This is a genomic window from Pseudomonas sp. UF-293 (assembly GCF_058245595.1).
Map to the genome: position 1 here is coordinate 48,857 of NZ_JBSICA010000023.1, position 19,211 is coordinate 68,067.

Annotated in this window: 18 protein-coding genes; 14 read left to right on the forward strand and 4 right to left on the reverse strand. The window is 61.3% G+C overall.

The features are described from left to right. Together AC4IHP_RS21100 and gcbA are read right to left on the reverse strand one after the other, a co-directional pair. Positions 1 to 1,947 carry a methyl-accepting chemotaxis protein gene (locus tag AC4IHP_RS21100; protein ID WP_490832659.1) on the reverse strand — a complete coding sequence of 649 codons (1,947 nt, stop codon included), beginning with the start codon at positions 1,945 to 1,947 and terminating at the stop codon, positions 1 to 3. A 51-nt stretch (positions 1,948 to 1,998) separates the two neighbouring features. Continuing rightward, positions 1,999 to 3,669 (reverse strand): diguanylate cyclase GcbA, encoded by a 1,671-nt coding sequence (gene gcbA / locus AC4IHP_RS21105; protein WP_490832660.1) that lies wholly within the window; start codon positions 3,667 to 3,669, stop codon positions 1,999 to 2,001. A gap of 324 nt (positions 3,670 to 3,993) precedes the next feature. Here gcbA and AC4IHP_RS21110 point away from each other — a divergent pair, with 324 nt between their 5' ends. The 10 genes from AC4IHP_RS21110 (at position 3,994) to AC4IHP_RS21155 (ending at position 13,776) form a co-directional block, all read left to right on the forward strand. Next, a complete protein-coding gene (locus AC4IHP_RS21110) occupies positions 3,994 to 5,142 on the forward strand; it encodes a DUF2515 family protein (protein ID WP_490832674.1) in 1,149 nt (382 codons plus the stop codon). After that, positions 5,142 to 5,864 (forward strand): hypothetical protein, encoded by a 723-nt coding sequence (locus AC4IHP_RS21115; protein ID WP_460123611.1) that lies wholly within the window; start codon positions 5,142 to 5,144, stop codon positions 5,862 to 5,864. The genes AC4IHP_RS21110 and AC4IHP_RS21115 overlap by 1 nt, the downstream gene beginning before the upstream one ends. After that, complete coding sequence (locus tag AC4IHP_RS21120) at positions 5,843 to 6,349, forward strand: Hcp family type VI secretion system effector (protein ID WP_460123614.1); 507 nt, start codon at positions 5,843 to 5,845, stop codon at positions 6,347 to 6,349. Before AC4IHP_RS21115 ends, AC4IHP_RS21120 begins: the two co-directional genes overlap by 22 nt. Before the next feature lie 14 nt (positions 6,350 to 6,363). After that, entirely contained in the window at positions 6,364 to 6,822 is a 459-nt protein-coding gene (locus AC4IHP_RS21125; RefSeq protein WP_490832661.1) for a hypothetical protein, read from the forward strand. 138 nt (positions 6,823 to 6,960) lie between these two features. Beyond that, positions 6,961 to 8,028: a DUF2333 family protein gene (locus AC4IHP_RS21130; protein ID WP_016771859.1), complete on the forward strand. Its 1,068-nt coding sequence runs from the start codon at positions 6,961 to 6,963 to the stop codon at positions 8,026 to 8,028. Positions 8,029 to 8,031: 3 nt separating this feature from the next. Beyond that, a complete protein-coding gene (locus AC4IHP_RS21135; protein ID WP_490832662.1) occupies positions 8,032 to 8,589 on the forward strand; it encodes an NUDIX hydrolase in 558 nt (185 codons plus the stop codon). A 319-nt stretch (positions 8,590 to 8,908) separates the two neighbouring features. After that, complete coding sequence (locus AC4IHP_RS21140) at positions 8,909 to 9,280, forward strand: translation initiation factor Sui1 (protein WP_007914613.1); 372 nt, start codon at positions 8,909 to 8,911, stop codon at positions 9,278 to 9,280. A gap of 220 nt (positions 9,281 to 9,500) precedes the next feature. Continuing rightward, entirely contained in the window at positions 9,501 to 11,414 is a 1,914-nt protein-coding gene (speA, locus tag AC4IHP_RS21145; protein WP_016771856.1) for an arginine decarboxylase, read from the forward strand. 233 nt (positions 11,415 to 11,647) lie between these two features. After that, positions 11,648 to 12,988, forward strand: coding sequence for a type VI secretion system Vgr family protein (locus AC4IHP_RS21150; RefSeq protein ID WP_490832663.1), 1,341 nt, complete (start codon positions 11,648 to 11,650; stop codon positions 12,986 to 12,988). Further along, positions 12,985 to 13,776, forward strand: a complete 792-nt coding sequence (locus AC4IHP_RS21155; protein WP_460123630.1) for a DUF4123 domain-containing protein — start codon at positions 12,985 to 12,987, stop codon at positions 13,774 to 13,776. The genes AC4IHP_RS21150 and AC4IHP_RS21155 overlap by 4 nt, the downstream gene beginning before the upstream one ends. 9 nt (positions 13,777 to 13,785) lie before the next feature. Here the strand turns inward: AC4IHP_RS21155 and AC4IHP_RS21160 are convergent, their stop codons facing one another. Together AC4IHP_RS21160 and AC4IHP_RS21165 are read right to left on the reverse strand one after the other, a co-directional pair. Further along, entirely contained in the window at positions 13,786 to 15,135 is a 1,350-nt protein-coding gene (locus AC4IHP_RS21160) for an MATE family efflux transporter (protein WP_490832664.1), read from the reverse strand. Between the two features lie 146 nt (positions 15,136 to 15,281). After that, positions 15,282 to 15,575: a hypothetical protein gene (locus AC4IHP_RS21165; RefSeq protein ID WP_490832665.1), complete on the reverse strand. Its 294-nt coding sequence runs from the start codon at positions 15,573 to 15,575 to the stop codon at positions 15,282 to 15,284. A gap of 245 nt (positions 15,576 to 15,820) precedes the next feature. On the opposite strand from AC4IHP_RS21165, the gene AC4IHP_RS21170 reads away from it, so the two are divergent. The 4 genes from AC4IHP_RS21170 to AC4IHP_RS21185 are packed head-to-tail and all read left to right on the forward strand — an operon-like array spanning position 15,821 to position 18,095. Beyond that, positions 15,821 to 16,123 carry a MazG-like family protein gene (locus AC4IHP_RS21170; protein WP_434767602.1) on the forward strand — a complete coding sequence of 101 codons (303 nt, stop codon included), beginning with the start codon at positions 15,821 to 15,823 and terminating at the stop codon, positions 16,121 to 16,123. Next, positions 16,123 to 16,872 (forward strand): methyltransferase, encoded by a 750-nt coding sequence (locus AC4IHP_RS21175; protein ID WP_212615217.1) that lies wholly within the window; start codon positions 16,123 to 16,125, stop codon positions 16,870 to 16,872. The genes AC4IHP_RS21170 and AC4IHP_RS21175 overlap by 1 nt, the downstream gene beginning before the upstream one ends. Before the next feature lie 12 nt (positions 16,873 to 16,884). After that, complete coding sequence (locus AC4IHP_RS21180; protein ID WP_490832666.1) at positions 16,885 to 17,496, forward strand: DUF4136 domain-containing protein; 612 nt, start codon at positions 16,885 to 16,887, stop codon at positions 17,494 to 17,496. A 41-nt stretch (positions 17,497 to 17,537) separates the two neighbouring features. Further along, entirely contained in the window at positions 17,538 to 18,095 is a 558-nt protein-coding gene (locus AC4IHP_RS21185; protein ID WP_310403750.1) for a DUF4136 domain-containing protein, read from the forward strand. The last annotated feature ends 1,116 nt before the right edge of the window (positions 18,096 to 19,211 follow it).

Consider the following 19,211-nt stretch of genomic DNA (forward strand, 5'->3'; position numbering starts at 1 on the left):
TCAGACGCGAAAGGCCTGAACGGCTGTGTGCAGTTGGCCGCCGAGAACCAACAAATTCTCGCCCTGTTCGCGCCCCTGGCCGATGCGCAGCAGGTTATCCCCACCCAATTGATGAATGCGCTCGCTGTGGTCGCGGATTTCGCTGACCGCGCCACTTTGCTGCGCGGTGACATCGGCAATGCGCACAGCCGTGTCGGCGATGGTCTGGATCGCGCCGACGATTTTGTCCAATGCACCGTCCGCCGCTTGCGCCTGACTGGCCGTGGCCTCGGCGTGTTCGACCTGCGCGCGCATGCCTTCGACCGATTGGCGCGCGGCGGTCTGCAGGCCGGCGATCAGCGTCTGGATTTCCGCCGTGGCCCCGGCGGTGCGTTGTGCCAGCGAGCGTACTTCCTCGGCGACCACGGCGAAACCACGGCCCATCTCCCCTGCGCGGGCGGCCTCGATCGCGGCGTTCAGGGCGAGCAGATTGGTCTGGTCAGCAATCGAACGAATCACCGTCAGCACGCCGCCGATGGTTGCCGATTCTTCAGCCAGATGTTCGATCATCTGCGCATTGCCTTGAACTTCACCGACCAGCGCATGCAGCCCGGTCAGGCTCTGGCCGATCACCGTCTGGCCATGTTCGACGGCCAGTCCGGCGTGGCGGCTGGCGTCCGCAGCCTGACGGGCATCGCCAGCCACTTGCTGAATGGTTGCCTCGAGTTCACCCAGCGAGTCGCGAATCAGCGCGGTATCGCCGGCCTGATGCTCAGCGCCGCTGTGCAGATCATTGCTCAGTTCGGCGAGGGTGCGGCTGCTGCCCGCGACCTGCTCGGCGTTGCCGCGAATGGTGCCGACCAGGTCCACCAGATAGGCGCGCAAGCGATTGAGCGAGGCTTCGATGTCGTGCAGTTCGCGATTGGTCTTGCCCAGTTGGATGTCGCGACTGAAATCGCCTTCGGCCCAGGTCGACAGCGCCGGGGCGAGGTTGGTCAGGGTGCGGGCCAGGCGCCGCTGCAAAGTATCGATGAGCAGGGCGATCAGCAGAATCAGGCCGATCATCACGCCTTGCATCAGGCGCACTTCACCCTGGATCTGCCCGTGTTGCGCACGCACCACCGGTTCGAGGCCGGCAATGGCGTGTTGCACGCTGGCGATTTTTTCGTGGGTGGCGGCGCTGAGATCGGCGCGTTTCTGGATCTGCTCGCGGGTGCGCGCCAGTTCCGCCGGATAGCGGCCAAGCAAGCTGTTCAGTTCGCGTTTGAGGGCGACACCAGCATCTTCGGTGGCGGCTTTTTCGGTGTTTTCGATGCCCATCAATGCGGCGAAATCGTCACTGCTCGATTCGTTGCTGGCGACCACACCGAGCAAGGGCAGGGCATCGATGGCCTCGGCCTGAGCGCGCATGTTGCTCACTTCGCGCTCGACATCGGCGGCCAGTTCACTGCGCCCGCTGCTGACCAGTTTGTCCCGCGCCAGCGACAGTCTGCCCAGATGCTGCGACGCGGCGAGCAGTGGCGCGAGATAAGTCGCGTTGCCATTGGCGTAGGTATTGAGCTGGTCGAGGCTGGCGCTGAGTTCGCGTTCGGCCTGCAACAGCAGCGCCTGCGGATCGCCAGCCAGTTTGCCGGCGGCGAGCAGGTCGGTTTTGCTGAATTCATCAAGGCTCGACAGGCTTGGCCGCACGGCGTCGGCCAACGCCGGAGGCAATTCATCCAGTTGTTTCTGCACGCTGTCGATGGCCTGAGCGGCGCTGCTCAGGCGCAGCGCGTCGCCGCTGGCGAGGTAATCCTCAACGTTGCGCGCCACCTCGTTCTGAAATTGTTGCGACAGCCCGAGGTAACGCTCCATCAACAGATACGGACGTTCGAGGGCTTTTTGCGACCACCACAGCGTGGCGCCAAGGGCCACGCAGACGGCGACCAGCAGCAGAGTGTTGAGATTGGTGAGCAACTTCAGGCGCATGACGGCTACCAACGGCAGAAATGGTAAGCGCCTGAATTTATTGCGGTTCCATTACAAGGTTATGACCGAATCAGTGGATTCCGATGAAAAAGTGGCACTTTGCTTTGACTGTCGCGCGGCCTGCACCCGATTGCGTCCTGCACCCTTGGCGCGATACAGCGCCTCGTCGGCCTGGCTGGCCATCATCAGGCTGTCGGAGTCATCGCACATTTCCACCACGCCGGCGCTGAAGGTGCACCACAGGTCCTGCGGCTGCGCCGGGTAATGAATCTCGGCGAAGCGCTGACGAATTTCGTCGAGGACTTTATGCGCCGCGTCGATATCGGTGTCGGGCATGACGATGGCGAACTCTTCGCCGCCGTAACGACCGATGAAGTCGGTCTTGCGCAAACGCTGCTTGAGAAACAGCGCCAGGCTCTTGATCACCCGGTCGCCCATGGGGTGGCCGTGGCTGTCGTTGACCCGCTTGAAGTGATCGATGTCGAGCATGGCAAAGCTCAGCGGCTTGTTTTCGCGGCGGGCGCGGAACGAGCAGTCTTCGAGCAATTGCAAGATGTGCGTGTGGTTGTACAGGCCGGTAAGGCTGTCGCGGACCATCCGCGCCTTGAGATTGCGCGCCCGCGCGGCGCGGTTGCGCACGGTGGTGATCAGGTGTCGCGGTTTGATCGGCTTGGTCAGGAAGTCATCGCCGCCCTCGCTCATGGCGTCGAGCTGCTTGTCCAGATCATCCTCGGCCGACAGGTAAATGATCGGCACGCTGACGTAGCGGTCGTTGTGGCGGATGACTTTGGCCAGCTCGGTGCCGGTGCAGGCCGGCATGTACATGTCGAGGATGATCAGATCCGGCTGGAAATCCGCCAGTTCGGCCATCGCCTGAATCGGTTCGATCAAGGTGCGGGTGACAATTCCGGCGCTGTTGAGCAGGCGCTCGGTGTGCAAGGCCTGGGCGCGCGAGTCGTCGATGATCAGCACTTTATAAGGCTCGTATTGAGCGACGCAGGTCAGCACTTCGATTTTTTCCAGCAGGCTCGAGGCTTCGAGGGTGCCGGTGAGAAATTCCTGACCGCCAGCGCGCACGGCGGCGAGGCGGGTCGGGGTGTCGGTTTCGTGCAGGCTGAAAAACAGCAGCGGCAGTGGTTCTTCGAGCCCGACCTGAGCTTCGGCGGCGAGTTTCAGGCCGATGCCGGGGCCACTGAAATCCACGTCCATGACAATCGCCGCGGGCAAGCGCTCGACCATCGACGAGCGAAACGCCGCCACGCTGTCCAGCGCCTGTGCGCTCAGGCCAAAGAATTCGAGCTGCTTGGCCAGGCGTTCGGCCCGATCGTGATCCTGCAACATCACGTAGATCGGCTTGCGCAGCGGCGGCAGGAACGTCTGGTCGAGCTGGTCGCCATGGCGCAGGCCGGTGCGCGACAGGCGCTGCATCAACCGATTGAGGTCGGTGATCAGGCCGCTGCTGAGGCGCCCACGGTTGGCATCCACCGCTTGCAACGACTGGCTGATGTGGTGCGCCAACTGAGTGTGTTCCGGCTGTTCGAAGCGCTCGGCAAAACGCAGCAGACGCAGATTCGCCTCGCTCAGTTCGGCGAGATCGACGGTGGACCACTCACTGCGTTGCAGGCGCTGCCATATCTCAAGAATCTGACGTGCCTGATGAATTACCCGCTGGGCAAAGTGGTGCTTGAGACGCTCACGGCTGGGGTCTTCTGGCTCGGTCATATCCTGACTACTAGTTAGGGTGCATGCTGAGATCGACTGGTGGCTCTATGCTAGCACCTCTTTTCCCTTAGACGAGTGTCGTACGTCAATAATCTGCTGGACGACACGATTCAGTTTCTGACCGGGTGGTTTTGTTTTTACCTCTGATTTTTTCCAAGTGCCCGCATGCTGGGGTTTTACGAGCAATCCTGCCAGCGCTGTCGACATTTCACCGGCCTTGATGGGCGGCGTCTGACAGCGCTTTCTGATTTTTTTTCTAAGCGCTTTCACCGGCCCGGTTGGCTGGTACGGTTCAGGGATTCCCCTAGTTGCCGTCCATCCGCCATGAGCCAATGTTTCACCGAACTCGCCAGTGATGCCCAGCGCCTCAATCACAACATCACGCCCATCGACGACTGCGCTTGCGGCGAAGAGTTGTTGTATGGCGAGAGGGTGCAGGTGACAGAGGTGCCAGTGCTGACCTGCCAATGCCTCTGGCGGCGCTATCAGCGAGAGGCCGAAGCAATCGTCGCGCCGAACGGCGTGCTGATTGCCGATCCGGTCGCGCGCAACCGAGCGATCAACGCGGCTTATGCCCGGTTGTGGTTGCACGACTCACGTTTTCAATGGGCGGGCCTGGCGGCGTTTGCCTCCAAGCAGGTCGGCTGTGGCTTGCTGCATGCGGCACAGAGTATTGAACGCATCCGCGAGGAATACGAAGCGCGGCAGCGGCTGCGAGACAGCCGACGCGAATCCGGATTGCTCACGCCGGAAAAAATCCCGGGGCAGGCCGAAGACCTGCGTGAATATCAACAGGCTCAGGCGCGTAATCCGCTGTCTGTCATGGATGTCCGGGTGCCGGGCGAAGAGCTGTCGGTGGCCGGGCAACAGTTCCGGCATGTCTACGAGATGATGGCGATGGGCAATACCACGCTGTTTCTGGATGTTTATCCGTTGCATCAGTTCTATGCGGTGCGGGGATTGGCGGAGTTGAAGAAATGTCTTCGTGAAAGGCGGAAGATTCATGCGCATGCGAAGTGGCCGGTGCTTTGGCCGGTAGGTGAGGAAACGCTTGGTTTCGGTCGTGATTATTCTGAAATAGAGAAAGCCTTCGAAGCTATAGACGCGGGCAGCGTTGCCGAAAGCGTGAAGCATTTGGCGTGGCACGAGCAGCAAAATATCCTCCAGCCGACCATTTACGAAAACAGCCACCTGGTTGCGCTTTTGCGCGGCAATCATTTTTCTTTCGTCACCAACTTTCCTTCCGGTGTCGCTCAGGCCATGGAGCTGACGCTGACCAGCCAATGCCAGCGTGTCGATGACGGCCGGACCATTGATTTTGATAGCAATCCGCTGGCGGATTTGTCCGATATCGACCAGCGGATGAAGTTTGTGCTGCGGGCGGCAAGTCGTTTTGATCTCTTGCTCAACGACAGCAACAGAGGATTGTTGGCGCAGTCAATTCGCGAGATTGCGATGAGGGAGGAGGGCTGATGAGCTTGCGCCTTAGGCAAATAGGCCGGCGTCGCTGGGTGTGGTTGGTGGTAAGTGCTGCTGTTGCATTGGCCGCTTTACGGCAACTGATGCAACCGCTGTGGAACGAACCAGTCATTATTTTGGGGATCGGCGAAACCTACGAGTACATGGAGGCGCATTCGACCGCTCCGTTCAGTGTGTGGGGGCGGGGTAGCAAGTCTGTTTCCGGTGGCATTCCGAAGACGGATGCGCGCCTGCGCTTCGTTGATCCGCAGTACGGGTTCGAGACGCCGCTGGCTCGGTTTTTCACCGTGACGTTCGTCAACAATCTGACCGTGAGCATCCGCATGTCTCCGCAAATCGAACCTCTGCTGATCGACGACGCCATGAAGGTTGTCACCGATCTGCAGAACCAATGGTGCGCCAAAGGCTGGAAACCGATGGGTACGCAGGGTGACCCGACAATCGCGGACACCCCCGAATGGCGCGCATACGTCAGACAGGGAGTGCTTTCGGGGGTGTCCTATTGGCAGGCCGGTGATAAATACCAGGCAATGCTGATTCTTGCGCGCTTCAGAGATTCAAGGCACCTCGATCAGGAGCGCTACCTCATCACTCTCGACGTTGCCGAACCGTGGATTCCTTTCGACGAGATGGAAGATCGCCGCCTCGAATCCCATCATTTCCTCCCACCCCTACCCGAAAAAGGAGCCATCCCATGCCCATCCCAGCCTTCATGACCATTCACGGCAGCCGCCAGGGCCTGATCACCGCCGGCGCTTTCACTGAAGCTTCGGTGGGCAATACCTACCAGAGCGGGCGCGAAGACAAGATCATGGTTCAGGCCCTCAGCCATGGCATGTATATCCCCAAGGATCAGGGCGCCGGGCGGCGGATGCACAGGCCATTGATCATCACCAAAACCCTCGACAAGGCTTCGCCCTTGCTGAACATGGCGCTGTCCAGCGGCGAGTTGCTGAGCGAGTGTCGCGTGGAGTTCTATCGCACGTCGGCCAGCGGCGTGCAGGAGCACTTCTACACGGTGGAACTGGAGGACGCGTTGGTCGTCGGCAGCGAACTATTGATGCCGAACTGTCTCGACACGGCCACGTCGCATCTCACCCAACTGGAGAAAGTCCACTTCAGCTACCGGCGCATCTACTGGCGCCACGAAATCAGCCGGACGATGGGCTCGGACGAGTGGCAAGGCGAGGAACTCCGTTGAGGCTGGTCCGTGAAATGAGCCTGACCGACCACGAGCGCCAGCATGTCTGTTGCGTGGAGGAGGCGCTGGCCCACGTCAGCAGCCTGTTGAGCATGCGCCAATCGCTCGAAGGGCTGGACCAATTGCGCGCGGGCTTGATGATCAATCTGGACAGCGAAGTCCTGGCGCAGATCAAGCAGGGTGAATGGTGCCTGATCAAAGCCGAAGCCGACTATGGCTACTGGCAGGGCGCCGAAGCGGTGTTCCAACAAGCCGTGCTCGAGCTGATGAACAACCCTCCCGAGCAGCCCACCCGCACGGCGCGAATCTTTCGTCTGGTCGACAGTGTTACCGGTGAGCCTTTACCCGCGCAGGCCTACATCGCCACGATCGATGGAATACCCAGTCAGCGTCGAACTGACGTCTTAGGCATTGCTCATCTGTTTACCGACGATCAAGTGCGGCAGCTTTCGCTGCGCATCTTCAACGTCTGAAACCTGCGTTTATTCTTTCTTTCGCGACGTCCTTCGCTTGTTTTGCGCCAGTGCCGCGATAGCGGGTGCTAGGCCTTGGCACGTTGTTGTATGGTTGTGGTCGAACCGTTGAACCCAAGTGATTGAAAGGATATCGCCATGCTGGACTGGAAAAACCGCGCGGGCAGCGCGCCTGAACGTGCCGCCGAGCCCAAGTCGGCCACCCGCAGCTATGTCGGCGGGCTGCTGTTCAGCCGGGCGCTGGCCACAGTGGTCGGTCTGTACTTGCTGGTCACCATCGCGCTGGGCTGGTACTGGAGCCAGGAACCGGAGCTGTTTCCGGTGGCGCAGAACGCCCAGGTCGCTGCCGAGAAGGAAGGCAAGCAAATGGTGGTCGGCTACACCACGGTCGAAACCCTGAAGACCGTCGCCGGCACCTTGCTCAACAAGCCGGGCGGTTACATTTCCAACGATCGTTTCCCGCCGGGCCTGTGGATGGACAACACGCCGAGCTGGGAATACGGCGTGCTGGTGCAGGTGCGTGACCTGACCCGCGCCCTGCGCAAAGACTTCGCCCGCTCGCAATCGCAGTCCGCCGAAGACGCCGATCTGGCCAAGGCCGAACCGCGCTTCAACTTCGACAACAAGAGCTGGGTGCTGCCGTCCAGCGAGTCGGAGTATCAGGAAGGGATCAACTCCCTGAGCCGCTATCAGTCGCGCTTGTCGGATCCGAATCAGAAAAACGCGCTGTTCTATGCGCGCGCCGACAACCTCAACAACTGGCTGGGCGATGTCGGTACCCGTCTCGGTTCGCTGTCGCAACGCCTGTCGGCCAGTGTCGGTCGGGTCAAGCTCAATACTGCGCTGAAGACCGAAGTCCCGGCGGTCGGCGAAGTGCCGCAGGTTGACGAAGAAGTCGTGGAAACCCCGTGGATGCAAATCGACAACGTGTTCTACGAAGCACGCGGTCAGGCCTGGGCGCTGTCGCATCTGCTGCGCGCCATCGAAGTCGACTTCGCCGATGTGCTGGCGAAGAAGAACGCCACCGTCAGCGTGCGCCAGATCATCCGTGAGCTGGAGGCTTCGCAAGAGCCGGTGTGGAGTCCGATGATCCTCAATGGCAGCGGTTTCGGCGTGTTGGCCAACCACTCGCTGGTCATGGCCAACTACATTTCCCGGGCCAACGCGGCGGTGATCGATTTGCGTCAACTGCTCAATCAGGGCTGATACGTGAGCCAGACTGCAAGAGAGGCGGCCCATCGCGCCGCCTCGGACGCTGAACAGATCGCTTGGGTCGACGAGCAGGACAACCTGCTCGGCGCGCTGGTGCGCGCCGATTTGCGCGAGCGCGGGCTGATCGGCCGTGGCACCTACATCATGCTGTTCAATTCCGCCGGTGAGCTGTGCGTGCACCGGCGCACGTTGAGCAAGGCGATTTACCCCGGTTACTGGGATGTCGCCGCAGGCGGCATGGTTCAGGCTGACGAAAGCTACGCCGAGTCGGCGGCGCGCGAGTTGGAGGAAGAGTTGGGCGTCAGCGGCGTCGAACTCACCGCTCACGATCACTTCTACTTCGAAGACACCGGCAATCGTCTGTGGTGTTCGGCGTTTTCCGCCGTGTGGGACGGGCCGCTGAAACTGCAGCCGGAAGAAGTCCTCGAAGCGCGATTCATCCCGGTTGAACAGGTCATGCGCGAAATCAGCGAAAAGCCTTATTGCCCGGACTCTCTGGCCGCGCTGAAGCGCTATCTCAAGGCGCAGCAAAGCGACGTCGCAAAGAACACATGAATTGGCGCCGATTGGCACTTAGCAATCGCGATTTTTGCCGTTACACTGCGCGACCTTTTTCAAACTGCACCGGATAGCTTGAGGGTTGGCCTGCAGATTTACCGTAGGAGCTGCCGAAGGCTGCGATCTTTTGGTCTTGCTTTTAAAGATCAGGATCAAAAGATCGCAGCCTCGTTGCACTCGTCAGCTCCTACAGATATTCAGTCCAGCGTTCAAAGTTTTCCGATGCAGTAGCGCTGCCCCTGCCTGAGTGGGGCTTCGCGGTCGCTGACCTTGCCCAAGGTTGCGATCAGTCTTTGTCCTCCCGAGAGGATTGCCGGTGGCCAAGAAAGCCGCATCCTTCGCCGCCCTGGGCGGCCTGGTATTTTCCACCGACGCAGGTCGTCATTGCCCGGAATGCAGCAAACCGGTGGACGCCTGTATCTGCAAACAAACCGTGATCCCGGCCGGTGACGGCATTGCCCGCGTGCGTCGCGAAAGCAAAGGGCGTGGCGGCAAGACGGTGACCACCATCACCGGCGTGCCCCTGGCCGAAGACGCGCTCAAGGAGCTGGCGACGACGTTGAAGAAACGTTGTGGCACCGGCGGGGCGTTGAAGGACGGCATCATCGAAATCCAGGGCGATCACGTCGAGCTACTCTTGGCAGAGCTGATCAAGCACGGTTTCAAAGCGAAGAAATCCGGCGGCTAGCAGCCTCTGTGAAACCCTCCGGCGGCTTGATCCGGCTTCGAGTGTTCTCGGATCCGGCGTCGTCGCCATGGTTTTCACAGAGCCTGTTCATGACCGGTTTCTAAACTCCACGCAGTCAGTGCGGTCTACCGCCGCACTGACGAACCGTCATTTTCATTCTTTAGACTGCGCCGGCCTGAACGTCAGGCGACGCACTCTGACTTCTTTATAGGGGACTTCGATGTCCGTACGACGCACACGTAAAGACGATGGCAGCCAATGGACAGTTGCGGACAGCCGCAGCGTTTACGGGATCCGCCATTGGGGGGCCGGGTATTTCGCGATCAATGAAGCCGGTCGCGTCGAAGTACGTCCGAACGGCCCGAGCAGCTCGCCTATCGACCTGTTCGAGCAAGTCGACCAACTGCGCAAGAGCGGTTTGTCCTTGCCGTTGCTGGTGCGTTTCCCCGACATCCTGCAAGACCGTGTCCGTCAGTTGACCGGCGCTTTCGATTCGAACATCGAACGCCTGGAATACCAGAGCAAGTACACCGCGCTGTACCCGATCAAGGTCAACCAGCAGGAAGCGGTGATCGAGAACATCATCGCCACCCAGAACGTCTCCATCGGTCTGGAAGCCGGCTCCAAGCCTGAGCTGCTGGCGGTGCTGGCGCTGGCGCCGAAGGGCGGCACCATCGTCTGCAACGGTTACAAGGACCGCGAGTTCATTCGCCTGGCGCTGATGGGCCAGAAACTCGGCCACAACGTGTTCATCGTCATCGAGAAAGAATCCGAAGTCGGCCTGGTGATCGAAGAAGCCGCCTCGCTGAAGGTCAAGCCGCAGGTGGGGCTGCGCGTGCGCCTGTCGTCGCTGGCCTCGTCGAAATGGGCGGACACCGGTGGCGAGAAATCCAAATTCGGTCTGTCGGCGGCACAACTGCTGTCGGTGGTCGAGCGCTTCCGTGGCGCTGGCCTGGATCAGGGCATCCGCCTGCTGCACTTCCACATGGGTTCGCAGATTGCCAACCTCGCTGACTATCAGCACGGCTTCAAGGAAGCGATCCGTTACTACGGCGAGCTGCGCAACCTCGGGCTGCCGGTCGATCACATCGACGTCGGCGGCGGCCTCGGTGTCGACTACGACGGTACCCACTCGCGCAACGCCAGTTCGATCAACTACGACATGGACGATTACGCCGGTGTCGTGGTCGGCATGCTCAAGGAATTCTGCGACGCGCAGAGCCTGCCGCATCCGCACATCTTCTCCGAGAGTGGCCGCTCGCTGACCGCGCACCACGCAATGCTGGTGGTGCAGGTCACCGACGTCGAGAAACACAACGACGAAATCCCGCTGATCGAAAACAAGGAAAGCCTGCCGGAAACCGTGCAGTGGCTGGTCGATCTGCTCGGCCCGACCGACATCGAAATGGTCACCGAAACTTACTGGCGCGCCACGCACTATATGAGCGACGTCGCCGCGCAGTACGCCGATGGCAAGCTGACCCTGGCCGAAAAAGCCCTCGCCGAGCAGTGCTACTTCGCCGTGTGCCGGCGCTTGCACAACTCGCTGAAGGCGCGTCAGCGTTCGCACCGCCAGGTGCTCGACGAACTCAACGACAAGCTGGCCGACAAGTACATCTGCAACTTCTCGGTATTCCAGAGCCTGCCGGACACCTGGGCGATCGATCAGGTGTTGCCGATCATCCCGCTGCATCGCCTCGATGAAGAGCCGCTGCGCCGCGCGGTGCTGCAGGATCTGACCTGCGACTCCGACGGCAAGATCAACCAGTACGTTGACGAGCAGAGCATCGAAACCAGCCTGCCGGTGCACGCGTTGAATGAAGGCGAAGATTACCTGCTGGGCGTGTTTCTGGTCGGCGCCTATCAGGAAATCCTCGGCGACATGCATAACCTGTTCGGTGACACCGACTCGGTGAACATCTACCAGAACGCCGATGGCAGCGTGTACCACGCCGGTATCGAAACCCACGACACCATCGAAGACATGCTGCGTTACGTGCACCTGTCGCCGGAAGAGCTGATGACGCACTACCGCGACAAATGCGCCAGTGCCCGCATCAGTGCCAGCGAGCGCACGCAGTTCCTCGATGCACTGCGTCTGGGTCTGACCCGCTCTTCCTATCTGTCTTCCTGAGACCCGATAGCGTTCCGCCCGGGTTGTCCGATTTTTTTCCGCGAGTTGTGGAAAATTCGGACATTCCGGTGGGACATCTCCTGATTTTTTCACGAAAACCTGTGCGATCACGGTCAGCAAACTCTTCCGGTCTGCTTTTCGCGTAGGTCATTTCCTAAGTTGTACTTCGCCTCTCTACTCGGCCATGCCTCTCGGCGAGAATCCCCGGCCGCCCCCCCTGTAGAGATCCGCCCATGTTCGATCCAGTCAACGAGCCGTCGTTTCGTCTCGATGTAGCGGGCCTGTCCGACCCCTTCGACGTTCTCGCCTTTACCGGAAGGGAAGCGCTCAGCGAACCCTTTGCCTTCGAGATCGATGTGGTGATCGACGATCCGCATCTGGATCTCGCCGGCCTGCTGCACCGTTCTGCGTTCCTGTGCTTCGGCCCGCCCGGCCAGGGTGTGCACGGGCAATTGCACAGCCTTGTCCAGCATGAGCACAGCCATGGCCTGCGCTTGAGTCGCGTGCGTCTGGGGCCCAGGCTCGACTGCCTTGACCTGCGTTTGAGTCAGCGCATTTTCAGCGGCCGCTCCGTGCCGCAGATCATCGACCAGGTCCTGCGCGAGCACGGTATTGTCGGCCTGCAACGACGTTTCGACCTGCACGGCGACCACCCCGCGCGCACCTTCTGTACGCAGTACCGCGAATCCGATCTGCGACTGCTCCAGCGCCTTTGCGCAGAGGCGCGCATTCACTATTACTTCGAGCATCACCGCGACAGGCATTGCCTGGTATTCGGCGATGACCCGACGCGGATGCCGCAGGCAGACGTCGCTCACTATCAGGGCGAGCATGAGCAGCATTGCGTCGCTTGCGCCGTACGCCAGTGGCAACTGCACGAAGATTCACAGGCCAGCCAGCGGGTACCGAATGCCGAAGGCCACAGCGATTTGTCCGCCCTGCGCAGCGGTCAATGGTTGCCGCTGGACGGCCATCCCTTCATCGAATGCAACCGCCCATGGTTGCTGACCCGCATCGAGCACCGTGCCGATCATTCACTTGAACCGGCCTACAGCAATCGCCTGTTCGCTGCCGCGCGGCTGCCCGTCTGTGCGCCCGCCGCAACGCCAGCCAAGCAGCGCATGCACAGCCTGCAGCGTGCCTGGGTGGTTTCGGTCGATGAAGCGCAACCTGATCGCTCGCGGCCGGTCGCGGTGCAATTCGACTGGCTGTATCAGGGCGAAGGCGCAGCGCCTAGCCATTGCTGGTTACCGCTTGCACCAGCCCTGAGCGAGTTGCCTTCAGCGGCGCTGGCCGATGGCGTGGAGGTCGTGGTGAGTTTCCTCGAAGGCGATCCCGATCAGCCGATGGTCAGCGGCGTTCTCCAGCCTGCGGCGCTGGCAGAGGATGCGGTTGAGGACGATGTCCCGTTGCCGCAGTTGCTGGTGAGCGATGGGCTGCAGCAATTGTTGCAGTCCGGCGAGCCGTTGCTGCTGCTATGCCTGCTGCCGGGCGGCGGCAGCTTCAACCACTGCGCCGAGTCCGTGTGCAGTTGCCGGCTGTTGACCGCGCTTGATCAGAGCAGCGCAAGATGAGCGGCGCGGCGCTTGAGCCTATGGCGCAATGGCTGTTGCTCGATACCCCTGATGCGTCACGCGCTCTGCTGACTTTGCGGCAGGGCTTTGCCGATGTGCAGCGTCACCGGTTGTTCGACGGTACCGAATTTCAACCGGTCAGCGAGCACGGCCCGGTTCTTGTCGACTTGCGCGAGAGTCCGGCCTTGACCGCCTTGTGCCTGCGCGACCCGGACACTTGGCGCGGGCTGCTGCTGAGCTGCGAAATACCGGCGCGGCAGCTGATCAGCCACTTGCAGCGCATGCTCACCGTCTCGTTCGGCTTGAATCACCGGGCCTTGCTCAGCTATTACAACCGGCAGACCGCCAGCTATTTCTTCGACGCCTGCGATGCCGCGCAACTGAGTCGCTGGCTCGGGCCGATCCGCCAGTTGCGCTGGTTTGGTGGTACCTGGGCTGACCGCGCCATCGGTAGTCAGGGCTGGCAACAGCTGCGCAATCCCGGCCTGCTCGTCGAGCCGCTGGGCATCGAAGAAAGCCTGACCCGGCGCCAGCGTGAGCGCCTGCAAACCTGTCTGCTGGAACAACACATCTGGCGCTGGTGCCAATCCCTGAGCGCCGATTACCAGACGATCTCTGTGCATGTGCAACAAGGTCTGGCGCTGGGTTTCAGTGATCGCGCTGTGCTGGATGGCTGGCTGTGGCTGCGCCTGCTCAATCCGCGCGCGGTGCTGATCGTGCCGCCGGCTGGACTGACCCAGCCGGAACGGCTCGACTTTCTGCGTCGGCAGTGGGGTGCGGCGGACTGACTGATGCCGTCAGTGAGCCTTGCCGCTGAACCAGCCATCGCTGCGTTTCAGCCACAGGGCTTGAGCGCCGAGGGTCAAGCTGCGCAAGACCATGAACAGCAGGAAAGATATCCACAGGCCGTGATTGCCCAGTGCTTGCAAGAACCAGGCGAACGGCAGGAGCAACAACACCGTCAGCAGCATGCCGTTGCGCATTTCCCGCGCGCGGGTGGCGCCGATGAACAGACCGTCGAGCAGGTAACTCCACACTGCAATCAGCGGCAGCACGGCGAGGTAGGGCAGGTAGACGAAAGCCGTGTCGCGCACGCTCTGAATGTCGGTCTGCATCTCGATGAACAGGTGCCCGGCGAGCAGAAACAGCCCAGCGAATCCGAGGCTGGCGATCAGCGACCAGCCGCCGGCCACCACCAGCGATCGACGCAAGGCCAGGCGATCCCGGGCGCCGATGGCATGCCCGCACAAGGCTTCAACGGCATGCGCCAGTCCATCGAGTGCGTGAGCAGTCAGCAGCAGGCCGTTGAGCAGCAACGCATTGGCCGCTACGGTCGCATCGCCGAGCCGCGCGCCTTGCACGGTGATCAGGAAAAACACCGATTGCAGGGCGAGGCTGCGGATGAAAATGTCACGGTTGACCGCCAGCAGCGGACGCCAGCTCTGCCAGACTTTCAACGCCGACCAGATGATCTGCCCCGGATAGGCGCGCAACGCCGTGCGCGTCAGCCATAGACCGAGCAGGGCGCCGCTCCATTCGGCGATCACCGAAGCGCGCGCGGAACCGACCACGCCCCAGTCCAGGCCGATGACAAACCACAGATTGAGCACAATGTTGATCAGGTTGGTGCTCAGCAGAATCGCCAGCGGCGCCCGCGCATTCTGCGTACCGAGGAACCAGCCGACCAGCGCATACGTCGCCAGCGCGGCGGGCAGGCCGAACAGGCGCCCGTGGAAAAACTCCCGGGTCAATTGATCCAGCTCCGCCGATGGCTGCATGAAGTGCAGCGCAACGCCGCTGAGTGGCACGCCGAGACAGCCAAGCACGACGGCCAGGCCCAGCGCCAGCAGCAGGCCCTGCAAGAGAATCTGCCGCAACGCCGCGCCATCGCTGCGCCCGGCAGCCTGCGCGGCAAAACCGGTGGTGCCCATGCGCAGAAAACCCATCGCCCAGGCGAGAAAGGTGTACAGACTGGCGCCGACCGCCACCGCACCTAATTGATGGGCATGCGGCAGATGGCCGATGACAGTGCTGTCGACCAGCGCCACCAGCGGCACGGAAATATTGGAAAGGATCATTGGCGCGGCGAGCGCCCAGACCTTGCGGTGAGTCGGGCGGTCGCGCCAGTCGGTAATCAGAGAGGACATGCAGGCTCCTTGGGGGAGCGGGGATTGTAGCGAGTCATGCCGTTCAATGTGGGAGCGAGCCTGCTCGCGAAGACTGACCGAGCGTGAAGAATTCGGCTGTGCCGGCCATTCGCGAGCAGGCTCGCTCCCACAGGGTGGCGGTGGTGTTAATGGATGATCCAGCTCAACAACCACAACCCCAGCAGCAACCAGATGATCCCGGCAACGATCGACGCGTTCATGAACGCCCGAATCGCCGACCACAGCAGCATCAGGCCAACGATCAGGGCGATGATGCTGATGATCGAGGTGTCCATCCCCAGCGTCTGCGCCAGGCCGTCGACAAAGTTGCCGCCGGCATTGCTGAGCATATTGAACAGACCACTGAGGCCATCGACGATAAAGCGGATGATCGAACCGAGTGCCTGGCCGAGCCATTCGAAAAAGCTTTCTACACGCATGTGTGCATCCCTGATGAAAGAGCTGAGCCTTGGGCCACGCCGAGGGCGGCCGAGTTCCCTGCATGATAGAAGGTTTGCCCGGATCATGTGTGGGAGCGAGCCTGTTCGCGAAGGGGGCGTGTCAGGCAAATCCGGTCTGGATGATCCACCGCCTTCGCGAGCAGGCTCGCTCCCACAATGGATCATCTGCGCTGCTTGCCTTCAGCCCGCTTCCCCCCGAAGCTATGCGTCTTCAGGAGAGCCCGATGAACCTTGTAGAACTGACCGAACGCTTGCACACCATTCGCGACCGCAATGACTGGCGGCAATTTCACAGCCCGAAAAACCTCGCCATGGCCGCCAGCGTGGAAATGGCCGAGCTGGTGGAAATCTTCCAGTGGCTGACAGAGGACCAGTCGCGCCAGTTGCCGGCGGACAAACTCGCGCATGCCGGGCAGGAAGTCGGCGACATCGTCCTGTATCTGTTGCTGCTGTGCAGCGAACTGGGTCTGGACATGAATGAAGTGGTGCGCGCCAAGCTCGCCGACAGCGAACGGCGGTTCAGCTGATGAGCGACCGGCATTTCGATCAGTTGGCCACGCGCTTTGCAGAAAAAATCTACGGCGGCGCCAAAGGCGCGATTCGCCTCGCGGTGTTGCAGGCCGATCTGACCGAGGCCTTGCCAGATCGGCCGCTGCGCGTGCTCGATATCGGCGGGGGCCTTGGGCACATGTCGCTGTGGCTGGCCGAGCGCGGCCATGACGTCACCTTCACCGAGCCGGCCGAACCGATGCTCGAAGGCGCGCGCCAGCGTTTTGCCGAGGCCGGACACACCGCGACGTTCATTCAGGCACCGTGGCAGGAACTGCTCGGCCAGCTCACCGAGCCCTACGACCTGGTGATCTGCCATGCCGTGCTGGAATGGCTCGCCGAGCCCCACGCCATCCTGCCGGTGCTGCATCAACTGACCAAGCCCGGCGGCTGGCTGTCGCTGGCGTTCTACAACCGTGATGCGTTGATTTATCGCAATCTGCTCAAGGGCCATTTCAAGAAAATGCGCAAGAACGTCATGGCTGGCGAAAAGCAGAGCCTGACCCCGCAACAGCCTCTCGACCCACGGGAATTGGCAACGCAACTCGCTGGAATGTGGCAGGTCGAAAGCCAGAGCGGCGTACGGGTATTTCACGATTACATGCCGGTGGAATTCCAGGCCCGCGCCGAACTGGCGGACTTGCTGGAAATGGAACTTGCGCACCGTCGTCACCCAGGCTTTGCCGGGCTTGGGCGTTACTTGCACTGGATCTGCCGGCCGATCTGAGCGGAGCGCAACATGAAAGCTCAATGCGGGTTACTGCTGATGTGTCTGGGATTAGCCGCCTGTCAGGGCAGCAATCCATACGTGGCGCAGTCACGGCCGTTGCCGCCGGCACCGCCGCAAGCCGCCACCACCTTCGACCGCAGCGCCTACCCGGCGCCGCCGCGTGATTACGGGCGCTACCGCAATTGGGCCTGGCGCGACGGGCAGTTGCCGCCGGGCACGGCGTGGGCCGATTCGGCGCAGGTGGCCGAGGCGGTCAGCAACGCCCTCGACCAGCGCGGCTTGCGGCCGATGCGCGACAATCGGCCGGCCGATCTGCTGGTCAGCGCCGACCTGCGTCTGGAAACCCGATTGCGCCAGGTTCGCGACGACTACGGCTACTACGGTGGATACGGCGGCTATGATCGTTACGGTCGCGGTTACGGCATGTACAACACAGTGCCGGTCATGCGCACCTACCAAGAGCAGGTCGTAGTGGTGCGGGTCGATCTGTTCGATGCCAGCAACGGCCAACCGGTGTGGAGCGCCAGCGCCGAAACCGGCACCCAAGGTAATCAGATCGAACGCGCCGATGCGATTCGCGAGGCTGTGGAAAAAGCCATGGCGGCGTATCCTCCCAGCTGACTTCGTGTCAGCAGGTTCATGTCTTCATCCGGAGAATCATCATGTTCCGCCGTCTCGCTCTACTCGCTGTTGCTGCGCTGCTCAGTGCCTGCGCCGCCAATCAGGTCAATCACGATTTCGACGCCAGCCGCGACTTTGCCGCTTATCGCAGCTGGAGCTGGAAAGACCCGGCCCTGCAATACCGTCCCGATGATCCGCGCATTAAAAGTGACCTGACCGAACAACGCATCCGCCAAGCGGTATCCGATCAACTCGATCAGCGCGGTTTGCGCCCGGCCGCTGGCGGTGGCAAGGGAGATTTGAGCGTGCAGACCTACCTGATCGTCGAGGATCGGCAGCAGCAAGTGACGACCAATTACGGCGGCGGTTGGGGCGGCCCGTGGAACGGCTACTGGGGCGCGCCGATGTACAACGAAACGCGCAACATCACCTACAAGGTCGCGACTATTCAGATCGATTTGCTCGACGGCAAGGACGGCAAACTGGTCTGGCGCGGAAGCGATGAACAAATGCTCAGCAGCCGCCCGAATCCGGCCGATCGCAGCAATGCCATTCGCGAGACCGTGGCGCGGATCCTGGCCAACTATCCACCGCGTTGATCAGCTCTTGAAACTGAGGCAGCTCCTGTGGGAGTGGGCTTGCTCACGAAGGCGGCGTTACATTCAACATTTTGGTTGCCTGACCTGGCGCTTTCGCGAGCAGGCTCGCTCCCACAGGGTTCGGTGTTGAACCATGATCTTGAACCCGGCGCAGATTTCTGTGGGAGGGGGCTTGCCCACGAAGGCGGCGGTGCATTCGACATTTTGGTTGTCTGATCTGGCGCTTTCGCGAGCAAGCCCGCTCCCACAGGTTTCGGTGTTGAACCATGATCTTGAACCCGGCGCAGATTTCTGTGGGAGTGGGCTTGCCCACGAAGGCGGCGGTGCATTCGACATTTTGGTTGCCTGATCTGGCGCTTTCGCGAGCAGGCTCGCTCCCACAGGTTTCGGTGTTGAACCGGTGGTCTTGAACCCGGCGCAGATTTATGTGGGAGTGGGCTTGCCCACGAAGGCGGCGGTGCATTCGACATTTTGGTTGCCTGATCTGACGCTTTCGCGAGCAGGCTCGCTCCCACAGGGTTCGGTGTTGAACGAATGATCTTCAACCCGGCGCAGATTCCTGTGGGAGTGGGCTTGCTCACGAAGGCGGCGGTGCATTCGACATTTTGGTTGCCTGACCTGGCGCTTTCGCGAGCAAGCCCGCTCCCACAGGGTTCGGTGTTGAACGAATGATCTTCAACCCGGCACAAATCCCTGTGGGGTGGGCTTGCCCACGAAGGCGGCGGTGCATTCAACATTTTGGTTGCCTGACCTGACGCTTTCGCGAGCAGGCTCGCTCCCACAGGTTTCGGTGTTGAACGAATGATCTTCAACCCGGCACAAATCCCTGTGGGAGTGGGCTTGCTCACGAAGGCGGCGGTGCATTCAGAATTTTGGTTGCCTGATCTGGCGATTTCGCGAGCAGGCTCGCTCCCACAGGTTTCGGTGTTGGACGAATGATCTTCAACCCGGCGCAGATTCCTGTGGGAGTGGGCTTGCTCACGAAGGCGGCGGCGCATTCAACATTTTGGTTGCCTGATCTTGCGCTTTCGCGAGCAGGCTCGCTCCCACAGGTTTCGGTGTTGAACCGGTGATCTCGGGCCTGGCGTAGATTTCTGTGGGAGTGGGCTTGCTCAC

Coding starts and splice junctions, on each gene's coding strand:
- AC4IHP_RS21100 (WP_490832659.1), bottom strand. CDS start 1,947: ATGCGCCTGAAGTTGCTCACCAATCTCAACACTCTGCTGCTGGTCGCC.
- gcbA (WP_490832660.1), bottom strand. CDS start 3,669: ATGACCGAGCCAGAAGACCCCAGCCGTGAGCGTCTCAAGCACCACTTT.
- AC4IHP_RS21110 (WP_490832674.1), top strand. CDS start 3,994: ATGAGCCAATGTTTCACCGAACTCGCCAGTGATGCCCAGCGCCTCAAT.
- AC4IHP_RS21115 (WP_460123611.1), top strand. CDS start 5,142: ATGAGCTTGCGCCTTAGGCAAATAGGCCGGCGTCGCTGGGTGTGGTTG.
- AC4IHP_RS21120 (WP_460123614.1), top strand. CDS start 5,843: ATGCCCATCCCAGCCTTCATGACCATTCACGGCAGCCGCCAGGGCCTG.
- AC4IHP_RS21125 (WP_490832661.1), top strand. CDS start 6,364: ATGAGCCTGACCGACCACGAGCGCCAGCATGTCTGTTGCGTGGAGGAG.
- AC4IHP_RS21130 (WP_016771859.1), top strand. CDS start 6,961: ATGCTGGACTGGAAAAACCGCGCGGGCAGCGCGCCTGAACGTGCCGCC.
- speA (WP_016771856.1), top strand. CDS start 9,501: ATGTCCGTACGACGCACACGTAAAGACGATGGCAGCCAATGGACAGTT.
- AC4IHP_RS21150 (WP_490832663.1), top strand. CDS start 11,648: ATGTTCGATCCAGTCAACGAGCCGTCGTTTCGTCTCGATGTAGCGGGC.
- AC4IHP_RS21155 (WP_460123630.1), top strand. CDS start 12,985: ATGAGCGGCGCGGCGCTTGAGCCTATGGCGCAATGGCTGTTGCTCGAT.
- AC4IHP_RS21160 (WP_490832664.1), bottom strand. CDS start 15,135: ATGTCCTCTCTGATTACCGACTGGCGCGACCGCCCGACTCACCGCAAG.
- AC4IHP_RS21165 (WP_490832665.1), bottom strand. CDS start 15,575: ATGCGTGTAGAAAGCTTTTTCGAATGGCTCGGCCAGGCACTCGGTTCG.
- AC4IHP_RS21170 (WP_434767602.1), top strand. CDS start 15,821: ATGAACCTTGTAGAACTGACCGAACGCTTGCACACCATTCGCGACCGC.
- AC4IHP_RS21175 (WP_212615217.1), top strand. CDS start 16,123: ATGAGCGACCGGCATTTCGATCAGTTGGCCACGCGCTTTGCAGAAAAA.
- AC4IHP_RS21180 (WP_490832666.1), top strand. CDS start 16,885: ATGAAAGCTCAATGCGGGTTACTGCTGATGTGTCTGGGATTAGCCGCC.
- AC4IHP_RS21185 (WP_310403750.1), top strand. CDS start 17,538: ATGTTCCGCCGTCTCGCTCTACTCGCTGTTGCTGCGCTGCTCAGTGCC.